This is a genomic window from Coleofasciculus sp. B1-GNL1-01 (genome assembly GCF_040220235.1).
GTDB lineage: Bacteria > Cyanobacteriota > Cyanobacteriia > Cyanobacteriales > Coleofasciculaceae > Coleofasciculus.
In genome coordinates, this window is sequence record NZ_JAVJTO010000081.1 from 56,925 (window position 1) to 78,338 (window position 21,414).

A 21,414-nucleotide genomic window follows, 5' to 3' on the forward strand; every position below is an offset into this window, starting at 1 on the left:
AGAACAAAGGCAGTAAATTAGCAGACTATCTGTCCGCAGACAAGGCATGACGTTAGCGAATGTACGAATTATCTTAGTTGAACCCGCAGGTGCTTTAAACGTAGGCTCAGTTGCTCGGGTGATGAAAAATATGGGGTTGCACCAGTTATGGCTGGTCAATCCCCATTGTAATCCAAGGGCATCAGAAGCGCGGCAGATGGCGGTTCATGGTGTCGATGTTTTAGAATCAGCCCAACAGGTGGCAACGTTACCGGAAGCGTTACAAGGATGTCAACGCGCGATCGCAACCACTGCCCGTACTCGTCATTTGCCGACGACTCTAGAACCGCCACGCTTAGCATTACCCTGGTTATTGGCGGAGAATATCACCTCTGCCCTGATTTTTGGACCTGAAGATCGGGGGTTGAGTAATGATGAACTCAACTATGCCCAGCGATTTGTCTGTATCCCAGCCAATCCAGAGTATCCCTCGTTAAATTTAGCTCAGGCTGTAGCCGTTTGCTGTTATGAACTGTCTCAACTCGCCTCCCCATCTCCCCAGACGCGCCATGGCACGTCTCTACAGGCTCCCCAGACGCACCATGGTACGTCTCTACATACCACCGCTTCCTTAGATGCAATCGAGGCTTACTTCCAACACCTAGAAGCCGTACTATTAAAGATTGGCTACCTACATCCCCATACCGCGACATCCCGCATGGAAAAGTTCAGACGCCTATACTACCGAGCTATGCTTACCCCAGAAGAAGTCGCCATGCTCAGAGGGATTCTCCGTCAGACAGAATGGGCGGTACAATTTATGCCGAGGTCAGAACCGGATGATTCAGAATCCTAGCGGCTGTATTAGACTATAGACTTTCAGTCGATAAATTGGGAAAATAGCCAGGTTCACATCGTCAGGAAAGGATTGATGGTGGCTTGAAGATTAGAGATTTAGACGTCAGTTGTGTTGGAGGTATGTTCAGTGGCAATGTCTAGGGGCAATCCGTATAAACCCGATCGCAACGAGTCCAAACCACGAGGAATCTATCGTTCTCGTCGGCTTTCTCGTCAACGTCGCCCTCGACAAACTCAGGATCTTGATCCTCCCTCCTCTTCTCCCTCACCACGTCGTCTGCGCCCCGTTCAACTGCGTGCGGTTCAGCCTAATTCCTCCAATCCCAGTCGCCCCAAACCCATACCCCTAAACCGTTCTAGCGGGTATCTCAGTGAACCCTCGATTTACCCAAATCTTAAACTACCCAAACTGCGGACGATTAACGGGATACCCATCAGAGAAACGCCTCTGGGGAATCGGAGTCGAAATCATCGCCCTCCGGCTGCAACCCCCTTATCCCAACCCTTGAACCCACGTCGAGACAATAGCCCCCGTCGGCAAACGCGGCGTTCAACGGTTCCCACTCAATCCGAGGCGAAACCGAAGCGTCAATTGTCTCGTTCTCAACCCGCCCAGACAGGGAAATCCCGGCGCAGTCGGCGTTCCAAAAAGCGCTCGGCGGGTATATGGATTCACGTTATCCGTCTCCTGATTCTCGGCGTGGGCATTGGCGCGATCGCAGGCACTCTATTATCAGTATTAGATCCCACCAGCAAAATGTCGATGCGCTCCAGTGAGGCGGCGCAGGAAAATCCTCAAGAAAGCCCGACGAATCAAAGCATTACCCCAATACTCCCATTGCGCCAAGAAATCTCCCCTCTGAAAGCCCAAGTCCAAACCTTAGTCGCCAAAAATCCGAAATTGCAACCCGGTGTTTTTGTCGTGGATTTGGATACTGGTGCCTACTTAGACTGGGAAAGTCACTCCATTTTTCCCGCCGCCAGCACGATTAAAGTCCCGATTCTGGTGGCATTCTTTCAAGATGTCGATGCGGGTAAAATTCGCTTAGATGAACCCCTAACCATGGAACCGGAAATGATCGCCAAAGGTTCAGGGGACATGCAATATCAAAAACCGGGGACGCAGTATAGTGCCTTGGAAGTGGCAACCAAGATGATCACGATTAGTGATAATACCGCCACCAATATGATTATTCATCGCCTCGGCGGTATCCAAGCCGTTAATCAACGGTTCCTATCCTGGGGATTAACCGCAACGGCAATCAATAACCCCTTACCGGATTTAGAAGGAACAAATACAACTAATGCCAGAGATATGGCAAACTTGCTGTATAAAGTGAATCAAGGAGAATTATTGAGTCTGCGATCGCGCGATCGGTTGTTGGATATCATGCAGCGTACTGTGAATAATTCTCTGATTCCTCAAGGATTAGGTACAGGGGCGGCGGTTGCCCATAAAACGGGGGATATTGGTTCAGTATTGGGAGATGTAGGTATTGTGGATATGCCTACAGGCAAACGCTATCTCATCGTCACCTTAGTAAAACGTCCCCACAATGATGCTAGCGCCTCGGAGTTAATTCGCAACCTTTCCCGCACGGTTTATGAGTATTTCAATAAACCAACGGCGACACCGACTCTGAACTCCATGCCCATTAGCACGCCTGCCATGATGGTGAGTGGATTGCTGATTGGTTTGCAGGGGACGATTTTGTAATGAGGGCTTGTTGAATAAGTCTTGTGGTGAGGGGAGGGAACAGGGAACAGGGAACAGTACAGAATGTCCTAACCTGTCTGGGTACTGACAAACTTCTGCATTTTATAACCCTTTTTCCCTGATTGTAGAGACGTTGCATGCAACGTCTCTACAATGTTTTTAGGGAATTTTAAACTGTGTCATTTCTCACCCCTTCAAAACCTCAGCCTTATCAGTCTTTTCCCATGGTAATTCCAGATCCATCCTGCCCACATGACCATAAGCCGCCAACTTTTGATAAAATCCTCCCTTAGTCAACGACGGCAGAAATCTTAAATTAAAGTGGCGAATAATTCCCGCCAGACGAAAATCAAAATTATCCTTTAAACGGGTAATAATTTCCTGTTCATCAACTTTACCTGTACCAAAGGTTTCCACTTCAACACTCACCGGTCGAGAAAGTCCAATCGTATAACTCAATTGCACCTCACATTCATCGGCTAAATTTGCCGCCACCACATTTTTCGCCGCATATCGCGCAGCATACGCGCCGATTCTATCAATCCGAATCGGATCTTTTCCACTTAATGCTGCACCACTATGTTTAGAATATTCGCCATAAGTATCGATCGCGTTTTTCCGTCCCGTCAATCCGGAATGCAGTGAGGGACCGCCGCCAATCACCAAGCCATCGGGATTCACGAAGATGCGACTGTTTTCATCCGGGTGAATCGCTTCGTCGTTTAACGCAGGCTGAATCACCGCCTCCTGAATATCATGGCGCAGTTGCTGGAGATTAGGTTTTTTCTCAGTATTTTGACTAGCAATAATCGTCAGGCTATGAATGCGAGTCGGTTGACGATTTTTATATTCAACTCCAACCTGAGTTTTGCCATCGGGGGCGAGATAGGGCAGTGTTTTATCGCGTCGGGCAATATCTAATTGTCGTGCTAGTTTATGGGCAAACCATATCGGTAAGGGCATCAAAGCTGGGGTTTGATTACAGGCAAATCCAAAGACAGTCACTTGATTTTTAACTGGGATTTCTTCTATTTCTGCATCCGATAGCTTTTTTTCGTCAAAATTATGGATTTTGTCAGGGGGTAATTCTTCTAGACTGGTTAAAATACTACAGGTTTTGCTATTAAAATCCGGTCGGTCATACCCCACTTCAGCAATAACTTTTCGGGCAATATTGGTGAAATCAACATTGGCATTGGGTTCAAATCGGGCAGCGAGAAAGACAATTCCGGTAGATACAGCGCATTCGGTAATGACCCTAGCATAAGGATCTTGCTGCAATAAACGATCTACAATAGCATCACTGATGCGATCGCACAGTTTATCCGGATGTCCTGGGGTCACGGATTCGGATGTGAACATGAAGTCTTTTTTCATATTCTTTCTCCTTAAATTGGGAACAGGGAACAGGGAACAGGGAACAGGGAACAGGGAAGATGAGGGAGATGGGGAAGATTAGGGATTTGTAGGGGCGGGTTTTACCGTTAACATTTGATTTTGACCCTGATGTCCCTAAACCCGCCCTGACAGAGTGCAAGAAGTTTTCAACAAAGGACGAATGACAAAGGACGAATGACGAATGACAAATAACAAATTACGCCTCCTGCTGTGACACTTTCAGATCAAAATTTTGCTTCTTGGTGCTTTCATTCACCAGCAAAGGAACTAAAGCACTACTCCCAATTACCACACAATCTAGAACATCCACTGACGCCAGATTTAACAAGGTTCTTAACCCTGGAACCATTGTCGGTAAAAGTTGAATGGCAAAAGAACCAATAATTGCCCCATCCATGTAAGGATTGTGTGGCAAAGGATCTTGATCGAAATCAAAAATACTGTGGCTTTCCGAACGACAACTTAGGGTGTGTAAAATTTGTGCCATGGTTAGACTCATAAAAATAATTGTACTTGCCCGTTGTCCCATACCATATCTTAAAAGACCATAACTATAAGCCGTCATCGCACTCAGGGAAATTGCCGCCGATTCCGAAGCAATTCGGGCAAAATCTGATTCCTTGATAATCGGTTCTTTCGGATCACGAGGGGATGATTCTAAAACATTCGGTTCAGGCGGTTCTAATGCTAAGGCAAGTCCAGGGAAAATATCACTAACTAAATTTAACCACAACAGTTGCATGGCATTTAACGGTTCTCCTAATCCCATCGCTGTCGCCATCGTCGTCACCATAATTTCACTTAGGTTCGTGGAGAGGAGAAAATGCACGGATTTTCTAATATTGTTGTAGATCGTGCGTCCCTGACTCACGGCATTAATTAGGGTTTGTAGGTTGTCATCTTCGATGACTACATCCGCAACCTCGTGAACCACCTCACCGCCGCCGGAACCCATGGCAACTCCTACATTCGCCGCCTTTAATGCGGGAGTATCGTTAATTCCATCCCCCGTCATTGCCACAACTTGTCCCGATGCTTGTAAGGCTTGGACAATTTGCAATTTATCGGCTGGACTAATTCGGGCAAAGACATCGACTTTATCAAATAAAGCTTGCATCTTTTCGGGATCAAAATGGGCAAGATCAGAGGAATCCAGGATTTCTAATTGCTGATCGCGACTCAGATTTAAGGTTTTGGCGATCGCATAAGCGGTGGGACTTTGATCCCCGGTAATCATTACCGTATTTATTCCCGCTTGATGGAACCCCTCCATTAACTGGGGAACCCCTTCGCGGATCGGATCTGCCATTCCCGTAAGTCCCAACCAAATGAGGTCAGTTTCTGCGTCTTCGTCGGGATTTTCTAGGGTGGTGTACGCCACTCCTAAGACTCGTAGCGCTTTACCCGCCATTTTCTCATTTTCTAGTTCTAATGCTTGTTTATCCTCGTCACTTAAAGGGAGAATTTTCCCATTTTTCATCCAAGAATTGCAGCGTTCTAAGACTTCAGCCGGACTCCCTTTCACGGCGACAAATTTGTGAGGTTCCTCAGTTTTGTGAACCGTACTCATCAGATTCCGCCCTTCACTGCGGGGATTCATGGTTACTAAAGGATAGTCCTGTCGCAGTGCGATCGCATCACTTCCAAACTGAATTGCCATATAAATCAGGGCGTTTTCTGTGGCAGATCCTTTTACCTCATAGTCGCCGTTTTCAGTTCGATTTACCTCACTCTCACTACAGAGTATCGATACCTGAATCAGTTTGAACAGTTCTGGATAATCTTGGGGATTAATCGGTTGATCATCTTCGGTGACAAAGTGATCTTCAGATCGGCTAATAATCCCCATCGCCGTATGCACTTCTGCCACGATCATCTTATTCTGAGTAATAGTGCCCGTTTTATCTAAGCAAACCGTTTGCACTGAACCCAATGCTTCGACTGCATCCAAACCGCGAATCAGGATGTTATGCTCTTTCATATCCTGAATTCCCAATGCCAATGTGGTGGTGGCAATGGTTGGGAGTCCTTCGGGAACAGACGCCACAGCTAGGGATATGGAGGTTTTCAGCATCGGTAATAAACCATACCCTCGCAACAATCCTAAACCAAATACCAGGGTACAAATTCCGCCTCCTAGCATTACCAATTGAGATCCCACCTCATCTAGTTGTTTTTGCAGAGGGGTTTCGGTTGCAGTAGTTTCCCCCACCATTTTCTGAATTTTGCCGATTTCGGTAAATTGTCCCGTGGCGACAACCACTGCTAATCCATTCCCGGCGGTGATAAATGTCCCTTTGTACGCCATATTTTCCCGTTCAGCTAAGGGAATGTCTTGACTTTCTAGGGGTTTTGTGGTTTTGTGAACGGGCAGACTTTCACCCGTTAAAGCCGACTCATCAATTTGCAAATTATCGGCTGCAATTAATCGGGCATCAGCCGCAACATAATTACTCGCTTGCAAGACTAAAATATCACCGGGAACAAGAGTATCGGCATTAATTTCTTGCTGTTTATCTTCTCGGATCACCAAGGCGGATAAGTCGCGATCGCCTTTGAGAGAACGAATGATTTTTTCCGACTGACTTTCTGTGGTGTAGCCAATCGCCGCATTCACGCCAATCACACCCACAATCGCCAACATATCGGCAAATCCGCCCGTTAACAGCGAAATACCTGCGGCTGCACCGAGTAAAGCGACTGGTAAGGAGTTAAACTGTTCGCTTAAGATTTCCCAATCAGAACGAGACTCGGATTCAGCTAGGGTGTTTGTGCCATAATTGTTCAGGTTTGTTTCCGCTTGATCTGGCGATAATCCGGACTCTTTTGAGGTATTCCACGCTGCTAAGACTGCCTCACTATCCATCAAATGCCAGTCTTTGGCTGGTTGATCTTCACTGGGTTCAACCGCTGGTTTTGTTTCCGGTTGGGCTTGAGGGGGTTTGGATTCAGGTTGCGGTTTTTTTTCATACTCTAATACCGCGTCTTCGATCAACGAGGCGATTTGATGGTGACGTTGATCAGGATTAAATAAAACCAGAAGATTTCCGGTTAGGGCGCTAGCCGAAACTTGCTGAATTCCCGCCCGATCCGAGAGTTGGCGTTCTAGGTATTTCTTCAGGGATGGCGAACGGTAAAGAGGATTAACTTTATATCTTGCCCTCCCCTTTACACGAGTATGAATGGCTTGAATGTGGTTGGTCATTGGTCATTGGTCATTGGTCATTGGTCATTGGTCATTGGTCATTGGTCATTCGTCATTCGTCATATCATGTCCGGTCAAACACCCCTCATAAAAATTTATCCGTGTCTGGAGCGTCTGTCCTAATTATGGGTAATCGTTAGGATATGATATCATTCGTCATTTGGTCAGGGCGGGTTTTGCAGCCACTCTAAGGAAAACCATCAATATTAGTCCCTAAACCCGCCCCTACACACAGATACACCATGGTACGTTTCTACCATGACTGTTCTCATCTCCCTCATCTTCCCCATCTCCCTCATCTCCCTCATCTCCCTCATCTCCCTCATCTCCCCCATCTCCCCCAGCTTCCCCAGCTTCCTACCCGCCCCTACATTTTTATGCTTCATCCGCCATCATCCTAGCTTTCTCCCTAGCCTTCTCCTTTCCTGGAGGTAATGGCGATTTATCTCGGTCATGGAGTTTCACAAAGCTATCAAAGGAATACCAAGCAAACGTAATCCAAGGAACCTCATCTAGTTGTAATCCTTTGGTCAGTAACTGTCGTACCGCCAACGCGCCAAATCCTATGGATAAAAACACCTGTAAATCGGCTACTCCATTGGTTAACCGTTTCACTTGTTCATTAAGGTCATCCATTGAATCCATGACCTCAGTAAATGCTTGGGCTTTTGTATGAGGAACATAGGTGGGTTGGGCTTTCCCATTGGCTTCTGCTTGCTGTTGTTCCCCTAAATCCGCCTGAATTTCCGCCATCGCATCATCGAGGCGTTCTCTGGCTTGGGCTACGGCTTCCTGACAGCGTTGGGAAAAAGCAATGCTTTCTTTAAGTGCAGCTTTAGCTAACGGCTGTTCCAGTATCGCGGCGGCGGGAAGTACAATTGGTGCGAGTGCGATCGCACTGAGTCCTTCTATCGTTAATGTCTCTGTTGCGTCTTGAGTTTCATAGTCTGACGCCATGATCAAGCCTCCTCTGATTACCCACAGAGGAACTGTAATTCAATTTATTTTTGAATTCATCACTCTTTAGATTTAGATTAGAAAAGATTCCCGGACAAACCAATGTTAACTAGATCACAAAGTTAGATAAGAAAAGGATATTCATGGTTCATCGTTGATGGTTGATAGCGATGAACTATGAACCATCAACCCTGACAATTATTGGAAGTTATAACCGACTCCCACCAACAGTCCGATCGCGGGATCATCAAACAGGGAGGCGCTGAGGGAAGCCGTTGCTGTCACTTGAGTCGTCAACGGTACATCCACACCTCCCGTAGCCAACAAATCCACTGAACTGTCATCTCCTGTAGAGATAGCGATTCCAGCGCCAACATAAGGAGAGACTCTAGCGCCCAAGTCGTCGGTTACATCGACAGTCACGTCGGTGACAGCAGGGGTAAAGTCGAGGGTTACAGGTAGCAAAATTGTCGGATTATCTTCGATAAGCACTGATGGACGAACCGATACATTGCTAGTTAAGCCAATTTTGCTGAAGACAGCGAAGCTTCCTTCACCCAGCGCCGTATCACCATCTCCCACTCCGATATTACCGCCAATTCCGATATAGCTAGAACCTGAACGAGTTGTTCTACCTGGCGATACATCTGTTGTATCAATGTCCAAGGGTTCCGTCGGAGCATCCGGTGGAGGTACGGTTTGTTGAGCTAGGTTTGGCGGAGGAGTCGCGGGGAGTCTATCGCCTGTATCGGGAGTTGGGTTGAGTTCTAGAGGAGTGCTTGGGAATCGCTTCTGATCGAGAGAAATTGCACGTCCAGGAGATTTTAAACTCTCCGCACTGGTTGAAACATTTTGCCACGGATAAGGTGAATCCATTCCCTGGTGAGGAGAGGATTCTGCCGTTTCCGCTCGAACTGATAATATACTCGACACTATCATCAACGCGACAGTAGTGACTAAAGAACAAGTTTGTCTGAAAGCGAAACTATTCACACGTATACCTTCTGAGTAAAGAAATCATTTAAAAACGTGCGATTAAGGCTTCCGGGTATCCTTAGCTACCAAATTTGGAAGAAAATGGCACGATTCACTAGATTTAGCTAAAAGAAGCTTACCTGTGATCAGTTCGTTTGACTTCTACCCAGAGAAAAACATAATATCTACCTTAAGGTAGAGGGTAAATCAGGAAAAAACTCCTAAAGCGTTGGTCTAAGTAATTGGGGAACAGGGAACAGCAAAGACTTTAAAATTCAACATTCAATCATGTTTCTACCTTAAGTTGAATTGCCTGTTTCGCTGAATTCAGTTAACAATGCCAGTGAGGGACGCCTAAGGGGAACAAATTATTATGGATATTAGTACAGTTTGGGAAGACTTAGCTTGGCAACAAGGTGGCAAGATTGTCTATTTAATTCTAGATGGGGTGGGCGGATTGTCTGATCCAGACAAAGGTGGGACAGAATTACAAGTCGCCCAGACACCGAATTTAGACCAATTAGCAAACGAATCCAGTTGTGGTCTATTGGAAATTGTTGGTCCAGGAATTACACCCGGTAGTGGTCCGGGTCATTTGTCTTTATTTGGTTATGATCCCCTGAAATATAATGTGGGTCGCGGTGTTTTATCGGCATTGGGAATCGAGTTTGACCTGAAGGAAAATGATATCGCAGCGCGGGTTAATTTTGCCACGATTGATAAACAGGGTAATGTTTCCGATAGACGGGCGGGTCGAATTGCCACTGATGTGAATCGTCGTCTTTGTGAAAAGATTCGGGACAAGGTTAGCTTGGATGTTGAAGGGGACTATTTCTTTGAAACCGTCAGCGAACACCGGGCGGTATTTGTGTTGCGAGGTCAGGGATTAGGAGGAAATTTACCGGATACTGATCCGCAAACCACAGGGGTTCCGGCTAAAGATCCGACACCTGAATCAGAAGACTCCAAGAAAACCGCCGAATTAGTGCGATCGTTTATTGATCAGGTACAGCAGGTTTTAGCCGATGAAGACCAAGCTACTGGGATTTTAATGCGCGGGTTTGAGAAATATCAACCCTTGCCCGCTATCCGCGATCGCTTTAAACTTGATGGGGTTTGTGTGGCTGATTATCCCATGTATCGCGGCGTGAGTCGCTTAATCGGCATGGATGTTGTGCCGCGTCCCGGCGGCATGAAGCAACGGTTTCAAGTGCTACAAGATGTCTATGGGGAGAAGTACAACTTCTATTTCCTCCATGTTAAACATTCTGATAGTAAGGGAGAAGATAGTAACTTCGAGGGTAAGGTAAAAGTCATTGAAGAAGTAGATCAGCTTTTGCCGTTGGTTACTGGACTCAATCCCGATGTTATAGTCGTGAGTGCGGATCATTCCACCCCGGCGGTAATGGGACAACACAGTTGGCATCCTGTGCCCGTAATGATTCATAGTAAATATGCCAAAGTGGATGATGTCGCAACATTTGATGAATATGCTTGTGGGCGGGGGACGTTAGGATTGCGTCCTGGAGTGCAGTTGATCGGGTTAGCGTTGGCACATGCGGGACGATTACGCAAGTACGGGGCGTAATTCATCAACATAAATCCGACACGTAGGGGCGCATAGCGATGCGCCCTTCCCATAGCGATACGCCCTCGGCATAGCAATGCGCCCTTCAAAGTGAGAAAGAGGGAAACAGCAGGGCGGAGCAGCATTTTCTTTTATAAAGATTGTATGAAGCTAAGACTTCTACTTCTATTGGAACAAGTATTAAATTCAATTATCTGTCCGACGAAATCTGGCAGGTATATGAAGAGTATTTATTTAAATTTTGTAAATAATTTTCAGGACATTAGTCAGAAGCTAACGAATTATAGCTGTTTTTCTGGTCAAATCGATAGTTTTCACTTACTCATAAAAATTAATATTTCTTAAACTTGATAAGCTTGTTTAATTTGTGCCGATATGAAAACCATGTGAAGATTAAACTTTATCAAAATTTTATGTTTGAGTTGGCGGTAATATATACCTATAGGGAAAATTCCAGCAAGTAAACGGCTAGGACGGAGTGTATTGTCGATATGGTTAACCTTCCTCAAAAAATAGCAGCAATAACCGCTGGTGCAGTTTTGGGATGTTTAGCATTAGAGGCTAAACCAGCACAAGCCGCCGAGTTTTATGATTATGCCGAGTTTGAATTTGTATTTGAAGATGAATATTTTGGCGGAGGATCGTTATCGTTTGAGGTCGTCAATGATAATCTCAGTGCCATTCAAAAATTATTAGCAGGTGTTGACACAAAAGAAATTAGTTTAGAGGAGTTAAAAGCAGCAACAACTAATCTATATTTTGATTTTACTTATGATGGATTGTGGTATTATCCATACAGGGAAATCGATTTGGGTGGAGGGAATGGAAATTGGACGAGTAATAGTTTAATCAGTGATCCTATTTTTACGTTTAATTCAGGTGAATTAGTAGGTCTAGAACTAGAATTACCAACTAACATTACTTCTTATGATTATGGTGGCTCTTCTGGACACCAAGAGTATTCGGGAGAATATACGGCCTATAACAATCTTTTTATTGATGGGGAGCAGTTTTCCCAGGAAATAGATGTAGATGATTACTGGTGTAGCACTGTATACTATCCTCCATATCCAGTTACCACTGAATGCTATGGACCTGAATCGTTTTACAGTTATGATTATACAGGTGACATCAATTTCACTACGATTGATCCCCTCGAACTCCCCCCTCAAAGTGTTCCAGAACCCAGCACCTTAGCGGGTTTATCCTTACTCAGTCTAGGTTTACTTATGAAGAAAAAAAACGTTAATAATCGTCAGAAAAGAGACTGAAGATAAATTAAAAAACGGATACGGAAATGTGATAGGTGCGGATATCCAATCCGCTAGCATCAACCTTTTCTCTGCCCCGATTGTAGAGACGTTGCATGCAACGTCTCTACAATGTTGGTGTTGGTGAGCCGAAAAGGGGTGAAATATTTTCGTTCTGGCGAACACTATAGGATGATCAGATTGGCGTATTTAACAGCAGCAGAAACCGTGCAAGTAGGGATAATGTGTGCGTCACCGGAATGGGAAGGGTTTCAAGTCATCTTGGAAAATTTCCATATCCAGGCACTTTAAACATTGAATCAGAAAGGAGATGGAAACGGTACGCGATCGCAGATAAAATAAACTAAGGTTGGACACTCCCGGTGAACATCCGCTACATCCGCGACAACATCCACTGCTAACGTTTAAGGAAACCGATGCCTTCCCCATTTGATGAATATGCTTGTGGGCGGGGGATGTTAGGATTGCGTCCTGGAGTGCAGTTGATCGGGTTAGCGTTGGCACATGCGGGACGATTACGCAAGTACGGGGCGTAATTCATCAACATAAATCCGACACGTAGGGGCGCATAGCGATGCGCCCTTCCCATAGCTTTGTTTGTGTGGTTCCGCGATTTCAATCGCCTCCTCATACCGAGTTGCGTTCTATCATGTCATTCTGAGCGAAGCGAAGAATCTGGATAGATGCTTCGCGTCACTCCGTTTCACTGCGTTCTGCTCAGCATGACAGATTCTACGTTAGACTGCAACTTGGTATCAGCTATTGGGGAAGCTTGAGAGAGGGGAGCACGAGGAGAGCAGTTTTTCAAACATGTTGTTGAAGCGTCTGGAATAGGGGGAAAGTAGGGGTAGATTTAGGTGATTCCGTTTCAGGGTACTTTAGCGTAAAATCGAAACATAAGTACATAATTAGAACTAAAACGCAACAGGGGCATCTGTCAACGATGGAAAGTAAAAGCACTCAAAGTCAGCCAGATATGAAAAAACCTGAAATGCAAATGAGACGGATTACCAGTTATCAGGCACTGTGGAGACCCCTGGATAATAAAGGTCACTTTTGGTTTACCTATTTTGATGGCGACAGAGAACGCACAGAAGATTTAGATGCAGACAATTTCCGAATCATGCTCGATATCTTAGATACAGAGAAGCCGATTTTCGGCGATCACTCCACATCTGCTGTTGCCGTACATTGGCCCGACAATGATATCCAGACTGGAGCATGGGCATAATTGGAACAGAGATAGGCAAGATGGGGGAGGTGAAAAAAGGAAAGTGTTGTGAAGGGGCGAGTTTTATAGCAGTACCAAGACAGGTTAGGACATTTTTCCCTGTTCCCTGTTCCCTGTGACACACCGAACGTGTTACCGAGCGGAGTCGAGGTAAGTCGAGCTGTTCCCTGTTCCCTCTTGGGATCAACTGATGTGCTAACGTATCCTCGTAGTGCTATACAACTATCATTTTTAACCTCTCCCAGATGCCACTAAACCCGCCCCGATTAAGTGCAAGCATTAAAGAGAGATTCCCTCATTCCCTCATTCCCTCATTTATCTTGGAATCCTGGAGCCATCTGCCATCTGCCTTGGGCAGTACCAACGTGTAAGTATTCAACCGGACATGATATGAAGCAGGTGGGATGAAACGAATTACCAGCTATCAGGCATTGTGGAAATCTCTGGAAAACCAAGGTCACTTTTGGTTTACTTATGCTGATGGTGAACAAGAACGCACCGCTGATTTAGATGCCAAGAACTTCCAGATGATTCTGGAAATGCTGGGAACCCAGAAGCCAATTTTCGCCGATCGCACTACCTCAACAGTGGAATTACACGGGGAGGTTTCCCAGAAACGCCTAACGGTTCTGCTGAAAGACGCGCCTTGAGGAGGGGAGATGAGGGAGATGGGGGAGATGAGGGAGATGAGGGAGATGAGGGAGATGGGGAAGATGAGGAAGCAAAGGACGAATGACAAAGGACAAAGGACAAAGGACAAAGGACAAAGGACAAAGGACAAAGGACAAAGGACAATCCTCACCCCTGATGACTGAGTGAGAGAACTCGATCTAACACAATTGTTAAGATATTTCACCAATGATGCCGTTCCCCGGAATAATGATATAAGGAGAATTTTATTGGAGAGGTTGTTATGGCTTACGTATGCGAGATAGGCACGGGCCAAAGAGTTTACCTCGATAATCAAGGAACACAAACCGTTGTCACCACCCTCAGTGGAAGTCCCGGACAGCAGCAACAAGCCAGTAACGGGTTTCAAACGGGAAACTGGACATCACCGCCGGAGATATACCGCACGCCTAACGGTGTGGTGTTAAAGATTTCGACAGCGCAAGGTGACCATTTCATCCAAGTGCAAGGAAGCAGCATGAGTGTGATCAGTGGAACTCCCTCTATGGGTAGTTCCCAACAAATGCAAGTGCAACAAGTCGATAGCACACCCGCTTCATCCATGCCTTCAATGGAACCGATGCAGCCGATGGAACCAATGAAACCCATGGAACCGATGAAGCCGATGAATATGGGAGACATGCAAATGAACATGAACCCCATGGAAATGCGGATGGGCAATATGGAGATGCGGATGGGATCACCAATGTCATCATCATCTTCAGCCCAAAGCAGCAAACGGTTTTGCCCTCAATGCGGCTCATCCCTGACGCCTAGCGATCGCTTTTGTTCAAGTTGCGGACATCAGCTAAATTAACTGCGATCGAAGAAACTCGAACAAGGTACACCATCGATTGTCAAGTCATCGTGGTGTAGCATAGCTAATTCGGTGGATTAGATTTCGTTGGGTTTCCTTGCGTCAACCCAACCTACAACTTCCATTCAGAAACCGTAGGGGCGCATAGCGTGCGCCCATAAAATCGACAAAGCTAATCCACCATTTTAGGTGTGTCAATCCAGTCGGTTGGATTTAACTCAGATCTTGCCATTGTGTAGGTTGGATTTCGACTTCGCTCAACCCAACAAAATCTGGTTTGCTTCCAAACTCTAATCCAACCTACGCCTTAACATAAGTAGTCGGACAAAACTAATGTTGACGGTTGGGATGAGGCAACAGGCATAACGAATGACAAATGACAAATGACAAATGACAAATGACAAATGACATAAGATAAAAGGATGACCAATGCCGATTAAAGTTAGCCTAAATCATCAACTTGCTTATCACTTCCAGCGCCCCGTTATTCTTGGTCCTCACACCCTAGGATTACATCCATCCCCTCACTGTCGCACACCCATTCAAAGTTATTCTCTAACCATCCAGCCTCAAGAGCATAGTTTAACCTGGCAAAATGATCCCTACGGGAACCGCCTAGTCCGCTTGAATTTCCCCAAGCCTACCGATACTCTCGCGATTGAAGTCGATATTATTGCCCAACTGCAACCGATTAATCCCTTCAATTTCTTAGTTGAACAGTATGCTGAACGCTATCCCTTTAACTATGATCCCCACCTCCAAAAAGAACTGAGTCCCTTCCTAGATATCAGCGAATCAGGAAAACTTTTATCTGGTTGGGTAGAAGAAAATCGAAAAAATGATATCTACATTACCGGATTTTTAGGGGCAATTAATCAACAGCTTGCCCAAGATATTACTCATACTATCCGGTTAGAAACTGGGATTCAATCCTGCGAAGAAACCCTGACCAAAAAAGTCGGTTCTTGTCGCGATACCGCCTGGTTACTGGTGCAAATCTTGCGACATTATGGTTTAGCGGCGCGATTTGTTTCCGGCTATCTGATTCAACTCAAAGCAGACAATCCCCCTGTTGATGGACCCCCAGGCATCGAAGCCGATTGTGCCGATTTTCATGCTTGGGCAGAAGTCTATCTTCCCGGCGCTGGCTGGATTGGTTTAGATCCCACATCCGGGTACTTAGCGGCGGAAGGACATATTCCCCTCGTCTGTACTCCCAACCCAGAGGCGGCGTCTCCGGTGAGGGGTACAAGTGAACCCTGCCCGTCTCGATTGGAGTTTGCGGTGAAGGTGTCGCGCCATGAGAACATCGCCAGCCCCAGTAAACCCTATACAGAAACCCAATGGCAACAAATTGATCGCTTAGGCAAAGCGGTGGACGAAAGGCTACACCGTGCAGGTGTGGGCTTAACCATGGGAGGTGAACCCACTTTTGTCTCCATTGATGACTTTGAATCTCCCCAATGGCAAATTGCCGCCCTCGGTGAGGAGAAACGCAAAATTGCTGGACAGTTACTCAAACGCTTAGAAGCCCGGTTTTCTAAGGGAGGAGGATTACTGCATTATGGGTTAGGAAAATGGTATCCGGGTGAGATTTTACCTCGGTGGGCATTAGGATGCTACTGGCGCAGTGATGGTACTCCGATTTGGCAGAATCGAGAGTGGTATGCAGAAGAAGGAAAGGATTATGGACATACAGCAAAACAGGGGGAGATATTTATTCAGGCGTTAGCGACGCATCTAGGTGTTAATCCTACCTGTATTATTCCGGCTTATGAAGATGAAGGAAACATCGGCGGGTATGTTTTACCAATATTACCTGTATTAAAAGATGAGCAATTGTATTGGAGTACCTGTCATTGGCGATTCCCTGATGAGAGGCTAAATTTGTTAGTGGGTGACTCTCCGGCTGGGTTCCGTTTACCCCTGAATTCCATCGATTGGTCTGAAGAATTGGTACAGGAAGGAATTGTCCCCTTGGAGGCGAATCCAGCCCGCCCCAGTCCGGAATTTATTGACTCGCCTGATAATACGATTCGGATTGGCTTAGGTGTAGAAGCTAGGCAAGGAATTTTGCATATCTTTCTCCCTCCTTTAACCTCGGCACGAAGTTTCTTAGATTTAATCACTGCGATTGAAGAAACAGCGGCAAAGGTGAAAATTCCAGTATTAATTGAAGGGTATACCCCTCCCGGTAATGGGGGAATTGAAGGGTTTCAAATTACCCCTGATCCAGGTGTGATTGAGGCGAATATTCATCCAGCCGGAAATTGGCAAGAATTGGTTGAAATTACCACAACCCTGCACGAAGAGGCGCGGCTTTGTCGTCTGGGAACTGAAAAATATACCTTAGATGGACGGCGGGTAAGTACGGGTGGTGGTGCCCATATTACGATTGGCGGCAAAACGCCCTTAGAGAGTCCCTTATTGCGGCGTCCGGATTTACTCAGGAGTTTGATTAGTTATTGGCAAAATCATCCCAGTTTATCCTATTTGTTTGCAGGATTATTTGTCGGACCCACCAGCCAGTCGCCCCGTGTGGATGAGGCGCGACATGAGAGTTTGTATGAGTTAGAGATTGCCTTTCAAACGTTACAACCGGGGGAGAAGGTAGCGCCAGAATTAGTAGACCGACTGTTACGAAATCTCTTAGTTGATGTAACGGGGAATACTCACCGCAGCGCTTTCTGTATTGATAAGCTATATCCGGTAGAAAATTACCGCAATCAGTTGGGATTATTAGAATTTCGGGCGTTTGCCATGCCTCCTAATATGAGAATGAGTTTACTCCAAATGTTGCTGATTCGGGCGCTAGTGGCGTGGTTTTGGGAGCATCCCTATACCCAGAACTTAATTCGCTGGGGTACGATGTTGCACGATCGCTTTCTGTTACCGTACTACATTGGTGAGGATTTGCGACAGGTCATCGGTGAGTTACAGGAGGCGGGATATCCGTTTCAATGGGAGTGGTTTGAGCCGTTTTTTGAGTTCCGGTTCCCGCGCTATGGCGAGATTAACCGAGAGGGCGTAGAGTTAGAATTACGACACGCGATCGAACCCTGGCACGTTTTAGGGGAAGAAACGGGTACTGGTGGAACGGCTCGTTATGTGGATTCTTCTATGGAACGGATACAGGTAAGATTGCGAGGAGCGATGGGACATTCCTCCAATCGAGATAATTTTTCCTCCCGTTATCAGGTGACTTGTAATGGGTATCCGGTGCCGTTAAAGTCTACCGAAACACCGGGAGACTATGTAGGTGGGGTACGCTTCCGCGCCAGGGAATATGCAGCTTTATTGCATCCTTCGATTAATTCGCATTCCCCGTTAGTCTTTGACATTGTAGATACCTGGACACAACGGTCAATTGGGGGATGTCGCTATTATGTTAATCCTCCCAATGGCATCGTTTATGATAAATTTCCTGTTAATCACCGGGAAGCGGAGTCACGGATGTTGGAACGATTTATTCCCCAGGATCATACACCGGGAATAATTTCGATTCCACCTTTATCATTGAGTCCGGAGTATCCGTTGACATTAGATTTGCGACGGGTGAATTCGTTTAATCAAGAGACATAACTTGATACAATCCTGTTGGTTGTAGGCGAGAGAAGTTCCTGTGATCAGAGGACTAAAGTCCTCACTACAAATTATCTATCGTCTGATTGTAACCTGAATCTATATCAGGGCATGATGGTATCGTGCCTCTACCCCATCTCAGGATAATTGATTGGGTAGGGGTACGGCATTGCCGTACCCTATGATAGTTAGTGATAATCTCTCAACAAAAACTGAAATCGCCAAGCGATCGCGTCTTCCGCCTACCCTCCCCAAAGCCTGTGAAGCCAAGCGATCGCGCCAGGGAATCGCACCCAAGATTCAATCCACCATGATTTGTCGCCTCAACAGACTCATCATTTCTCCCGAAGCACCATAGGGAATCGGTGGACTCCATTCCCTCACCTCCGCAAACCGTAAGCGATGCAGCGTTTTGATAATGCTGTTAATCCCTTTACGGGAACCAATCACCATCACCTTGATCAATTCTTTCTGAGAAACCGGATCAGTAGAAGCCTGAATAGAAACCTCAGCAGAGGGCGATTGATTGTCATTCGGCACAAAGTACGCTTGCATTTGAGTTCACCTGATTGATTTTATACCTAACCATGTTGTTGGTTCCAACAACGTTACGATCCATTCTGGCAGATGTTGTGAGTTCCAACAACATTTACTTGCGGATCATCCTCTGACACGATTAGAGGTATGGGAAAAGCGGGAAAAGCTCTCAGACAAGCATTGGAGACATACGGCATCAGTCAAAACAAGCTAGCCGTAACTTTGAAGGTTGATCGTTCAGTTGTATTTCACTGGTTTCACGAAAATCGAGATCCCTCAGCCGAAACCGTGGTGCAGATTGCTGAAGCACTTCATAGTCTCAATCCTGATGCAGCAGCAGAATTTATCCGATTGTACGTGGGTGATTTCCTCAAGAGTGATCAGGAAGATTGAAGGGAAGCGACTCCTGCACCCCTACACTCCTACCATCAGCGATTCGCTTTGGAGCTACGATAGAAACATTAGATGTTGTTATGAAGCGGACTGTTATGCTCAGTTTTAAGAAAAAAATTGTCACTGATGAAGCGATGCGTCCTGTTGCGGTGTTGATTGATTATCAGGACTGGCAGAAAATTGAGCAATTATTAGAGGCTTATCAATTACAACAAAAACAAGACTTTAATTTAAACCAGTATGCTGGTGTGATTCAATTAACTCAAGATCCTTTGGAGTATCAGCAGCAAATGAGGGATGAGTGGCATTGACGCAGAATTTAATTGTATTGTAGACAACAGGATTAAGTTGGGAAGCCGTTTGAGAACTGCACTAGAAAGAGTCTGAGAGTTTGTAGAACTAATCATGGCGGCTAAAGACCTATTCCATAATTCTGTAAAACAAGCACTCCTCAAAGAGGATTGGGTGATTACAGCAGATCCCCTAAAACTCAAAATTGAGGGAGTTAAGTTGGAAGTTGATTTAGCAGCAGAGAAAATCATTGCCGCTCAAAAAGCAGAACGGAAAATAGCCGTTGAAATAAAAAGTTTTCTCAATACTTCGGTGATTACAGATTTTCATGCCGCATTAGGTCAATTCTTAAACTATCGCTTGGCATTACAAATGACCGAATCAGAGAGAATACTTTATCTGGCTGTTCCTATTGATACATTTGGAACATTTTTTCAAGAGGTTTTTGTTAAAGAAGCAGTTAAGCTTTATCAAGTAAAATTAATTGTTTACGATCCTGTTGAAGAGGTAATTAGCGAATGGAAAAATTAGAAAAATATCGATCATTAGTCCGCCAGCTATTAAAAAATCATACGACTGAAGATGCAAACCGCTCAGATTCAGAAATAGAGTGTCAACTCATTTTTGACACAGAACATGACCACTATCAGCTTCTAGATATCGGTTGGGATGGACTAAAAAGAGTTTACAACTGTTTCATTCATATAGATATTAAAGATGACAAAATTTGGATTCAGCGAAATATGACCGAAGCTGATTTGGCACAAGATTTGGTAGAAATGGGTATACCCAAAGAGGATATTATTCTCGGTTTACATCCCAGTTATAAACGTCCTTACACAGGCTACGGAGTCGCTTAGTGCGATCGCCTTCCTGATCCCTAAGTTTGTCAAACGCTTTGTGTGATTGGCATAACAGACGATAGCCGAGGTGATTATCGTCTGATTTTAACCTGAATCTATATCAGGGCACGATGGTATCGTGCCCCTACCCCATCTCAGGGATAATTGATTGGGTAGGGGTACGGCAATGCCGTACCCTATGATAGTTAGCGATAACCTCTCAATTTAATCAATAATAAACCTTCTGCCTTCTGCTATATCGCGCCAGGGAATCACACCGACGATTCAATCCACCATGATCTGTCGCCTCAATAGACTCATCATTTCTCCCGAAGCACCATAAGGAATTGGTGGACTCCATTCCCTCACCTCCGCAAACCGCAAGCGATGCAGCGTTTTGATAATGCTGTTGATCCCTTTACGGGAACCAATCACCATCACCTTGATCAATTCTTTCTGAGAAACCGGATCAGTAGAAGCCTGAATAGAAACCTCAGCAGAGGGTAATTGATTCTCATTCGGTACAAAGTACGCTTGCATTTGAGTTCACCTGATTGATTTTATACCTAACCATGTTGTTGGAACCAACAACATTACGATCCATTCTGGCAGATGTTGTGAGTTCCAACAACATTTACTTGCGGATCATCCTCTGACACGATTAGAGGTATGGGAAAAGCGGGAAAAGCTCTCAGACAAGCATTGGAGACAAACCGCATCAGTCAAAACAAGCTAGCCGTAACTATGAAGGTTGATCGTTCAGTTGTATTTCACTGGTTTCACGAAAATCGAGATCCCTCAGCCGAAACCGTGGTGCAGATTGCTGAAGCACTTCATAGCCTCAATCCTGATGCAGCAGCAGAATTTATCCGATTGTACGTGGGTGATTTCCTCAAGAGTGATCAGGAAGATTGACGGGAAGTTATGTTCCGATTGTAGAGACGTTGCATGCAACGTCTCTACACCCGCATTTCTCACAAACTAATTCTATAAGTCAATTTGCCGCTTAAAAGTTGAGCTTTTTAAAGAAGAATATAAAAATTCCAATTTATCAAACAAAATTATTCTAAAATTGCCAATCCCTGCCTGTTTTTTCCACTAAAA

22 protein-coding genes are annotated in these 21,414 nt (G+C 45.4%); 14 read left to right on the forward strand and 8 right to left on the reverse strand.

Annotated elements, in window-relative coordinates:
* Positions 1–46: 46 nt before the first annotated feature.
* Both RID53_RS19775 and RID53_RS19780 read left to right on the forward strand, forming a co-directional pair.
* On the forward strand, positions 47–835 hold the full coding sequence (locus RID53_RS19775; protein WP_446389718.1) for an RNA methyltransferase: 789 nt from the start codon (positions 47–49) through the stop codon (positions 833–835).
* A 135-nt stretch (positions 836–970) separates the two neighbouring features.
* Positions 971–2,554 carry a serine hydrolase gene (locus tag RID53_RS19780; protein WP_446389738.1) on the forward strand — a complete coding sequence of 528 codons (1,584 nt, stop codon included), beginning with the start codon at positions 971–973 and terminating at the stop codon, positions 2,552–2,554.
* A gap of 186 nt (positions 2,555–2,740) precedes the next feature.
* On the opposite strand, the gene metK is transcribed toward RID53_RS19780, so the two are convergent.
* The 5 genes from metK to RID53_RS19805 all read right to left on the reverse strand — a co-directional run bounded on the left by metK (position 2,741) and on the right by RID53_RS19805 (position 9,107).
* A complete protein-coding gene (metK, locus tag RID53_RS19785; protein WP_446389719.1) occupies positions 2,741–3,931 on the reverse strand; it encodes a methionine adenosyltransferase in 1,191 nt (396 codons plus the stop codon).
* Between the two features lie 217 nt (positions 3,932–4,148).
* Positions 4,149–7,157, reverse strand: coding sequence for an HAD-IC family P-type ATPase (locus RID53_RS19790; RefSeq protein WP_446389720.1), 3,009 nt, complete (start codon positions 7,155–7,157; stop codon positions 4,149–4,151).
* 206 nt (positions 7,158–7,363) lie between these two features.
* A complete protein-coding gene (locus RID53_RS19795; protein WP_446389721.1) occupies positions 7,364–7,543 on the reverse strand; it encodes a hypothetical protein in 180 nt (59 codons plus the stop codon).
* Positions 7,533–8,114, reverse strand: coding sequence for a DUF5132 domain-containing protein (locus RID53_RS19800; RefSeq protein ID WP_446389722.1), 582 nt, complete (start codon positions 8,112–8,114; stop codon positions 7,533–7,535). The genes RID53_RS19795 and RID53_RS19800 overlap by 11 nt, the downstream gene beginning before the upstream one ends.
* Positions 8,115–8,312: 198 nt before the next feature.
* Positions 8,313–9,107, reverse strand: a complete 795-nt coding sequence (locus tag RID53_RS19805) for a hypothetical protein (protein WP_446389723.1) — start codon at positions 9,105–9,107, stop codon at positions 8,313–8,315.
* A gap of 355 nt (positions 9,108–9,462) precedes the next feature.
* Here RID53_RS19805 and RID53_RS19810 point away from each other — a divergent pair, with 355 nt between their 5' ends.
* From RID53_RS19810 to RID53_RS19840, 7 genes are all read left to right on the forward strand, one after another.
* A complete protein-coding gene (locus tag RID53_RS19810) occupies positions 9,463–10,677 on the forward strand; it encodes a 2,3-bisphosphoglycerate-independent phosphoglycerate mutase (protein ID WP_446389724.1) in 1,215 nt (404 codons plus the stop codon).
* A 491-nt stretch (positions 10,678–11,168) separates the two neighbouring features.
* Positions 11,169–11,948 (forward strand): PEP-CTERM sorting domain-containing protein, encoded by a 780-nt coding sequence (locus RID53_RS19815; protein WP_446389725.1) that lies wholly within the window; start codon positions 11,169–11,171, stop codon positions 11,946–11,948.
* Positions 11,949–12,059: 111 nt separating this feature from the next.
* Positions 12,060–12,239 carry a DUF1349 domain-containing protein gene (locus RID53_RS19820; RefSeq protein WP_446389726.1) on the forward strand — a complete coding sequence of 60 codons (180 nt, stop codon included), beginning with the start codon at positions 12,060–12,062 and terminating at the stop codon, positions 12,237–12,239.
* 685 nt (positions 12,240–12,924) lie between these two features.
* Entirely contained in the window at positions 12,925–13,179 is a 255-nt protein-coding gene (locus RID53_RS19825) for a hypothetical protein (RefSeq protein WP_232231658.1), read from the forward strand.
* A gap of 404 nt (positions 13,180–13,583) precedes the next feature.
* Positions 13,584–13,829, forward strand: coding sequence for a hypothetical protein (locus tag RID53_RS19830; RefSeq protein ID WP_446389727.1), 246 nt, complete (start codon positions 13,584–13,586; stop codon positions 13,827–13,829).
* Positions 13,830–14,092: 263 nt separating this feature from the next.
* The gene (locus tag RID53_RS19835; RefSeq protein ID WP_446389728.1) at positions 14,093–14,665 is read left to right on the forward strand and encodes a zinc ribbon domain-containing protein; all 573 of its coding nucleotides are present in this window, start codon (positions 14,093–14,095) and stop codon (positions 14,663–14,665) included.
* A gap of 429 nt (positions 14,666–15,094) precedes the next feature.
* Positions 15,095–18,247 carry a transglutaminase family protein gene (locus RID53_RS19840; protein ID WP_446389729.1) on the forward strand — a complete coding sequence of 1,051 codons (3,153 nt, stop codon included), beginning with the start codon at positions 15,095–15,097 and terminating at the stop codon, positions 18,245–18,247.
* Positions 18,248–18,385: 138 nt separating this feature from the next.
* Here the strand turns inward: RID53_RS19840 and RID53_RS19845 are convergent, their stop codons facing one another.
* Entirely contained in the window at positions 18,386–18,544 is a 159-nt protein-coding gene (locus RID53_RS19845; RefSeq protein WP_446389730.1) for a hypothetical protein, read from the reverse strand.
* A 3-nt stretch (positions 18,545–18,547) separates the two neighbouring features.
* The gene (locus RID53_RS19850) at positions 18,548–18,802 is read right to left on the reverse strand and encodes a hypothetical protein (protein WP_446389731.1); all 255 of its coding nucleotides are present in this window, start codon (positions 18,800–18,802) and stop codon (positions 18,548–18,550) included.
* Positions 18,803–18,931: 129 nt separating this feature from the next.
* Between RID53_RS19850 and RID53_RS19855 the strand changes: the two genes are divergently transcribed.
* From RID53_RS19855 to RID53_RS19870, 4 genes are all read left to right on the forward strand, one after another.
* On the forward strand, positions 18,932–19,177 hold the full coding sequence (locus tag RID53_RS19855) for a helix-turn-helix domain-containing protein (protein ID WP_446350323.1): 246 nt from the start codon (positions 18,932–18,934) through the stop codon (positions 19,175–19,177).
* Positions 19,178–19,272: 95 nt separating this feature from the next.
* Entirely contained in the window at positions 19,273–19,488 is a 216-nt protein-coding gene (locus RID53_RS19860; protein WP_006099412.1) for a hypothetical protein, read from the forward strand.
* 94 nt (positions 19,489–19,582) lie between these two features.
* Positions 19,583–19,999: a XisH family protein gene (locus tag RID53_RS19865; protein WP_446389732.1), complete on the forward strand. Its 417-nt coding sequence runs from the start codon at positions 19,583–19,585 to the stop codon at positions 19,997–19,999.
* Complete coding sequence (locus RID53_RS19870; protein ID WP_446389733.1) at positions 19,987–20,328, forward strand: element excision factor XisI family protein; 342 nt, start codon at positions 19,987–19,989, stop codon at positions 20,326–20,328. The genes RID53_RS19865 and RID53_RS19870 overlap by 13 nt, the downstream gene beginning before the upstream one ends.
* 267 nt (positions 20,329–20,595) lie before the next feature.
* On the opposite strand, the gene RID53_RS19875 is transcribed toward RID53_RS19870, so the two are convergent.
* Positions 20,596–20,850, reverse strand: coding sequence for a hypothetical protein (locus tag RID53_RS19875; RefSeq protein ID WP_006099270.1), 255 nt, complete (start codon positions 20,848–20,850; stop codon positions 20,596–20,598).
* 129 nt (positions 20,851–20,979) lie between these two features.
* On the opposite strand from RID53_RS19875, the gene RID53_RS19880 reads away from it, so the two are divergent.
* Positions 20,980–21,225, forward strand: a complete 246-nt coding sequence (locus RID53_RS19880; protein WP_446389734.1) for a helix-turn-helix domain-containing protein — start codon at positions 20,980–20,982, stop codon at positions 21,223–21,225.
* Positions 21,226–21,414: the final 189 nt, after the last annotated feature.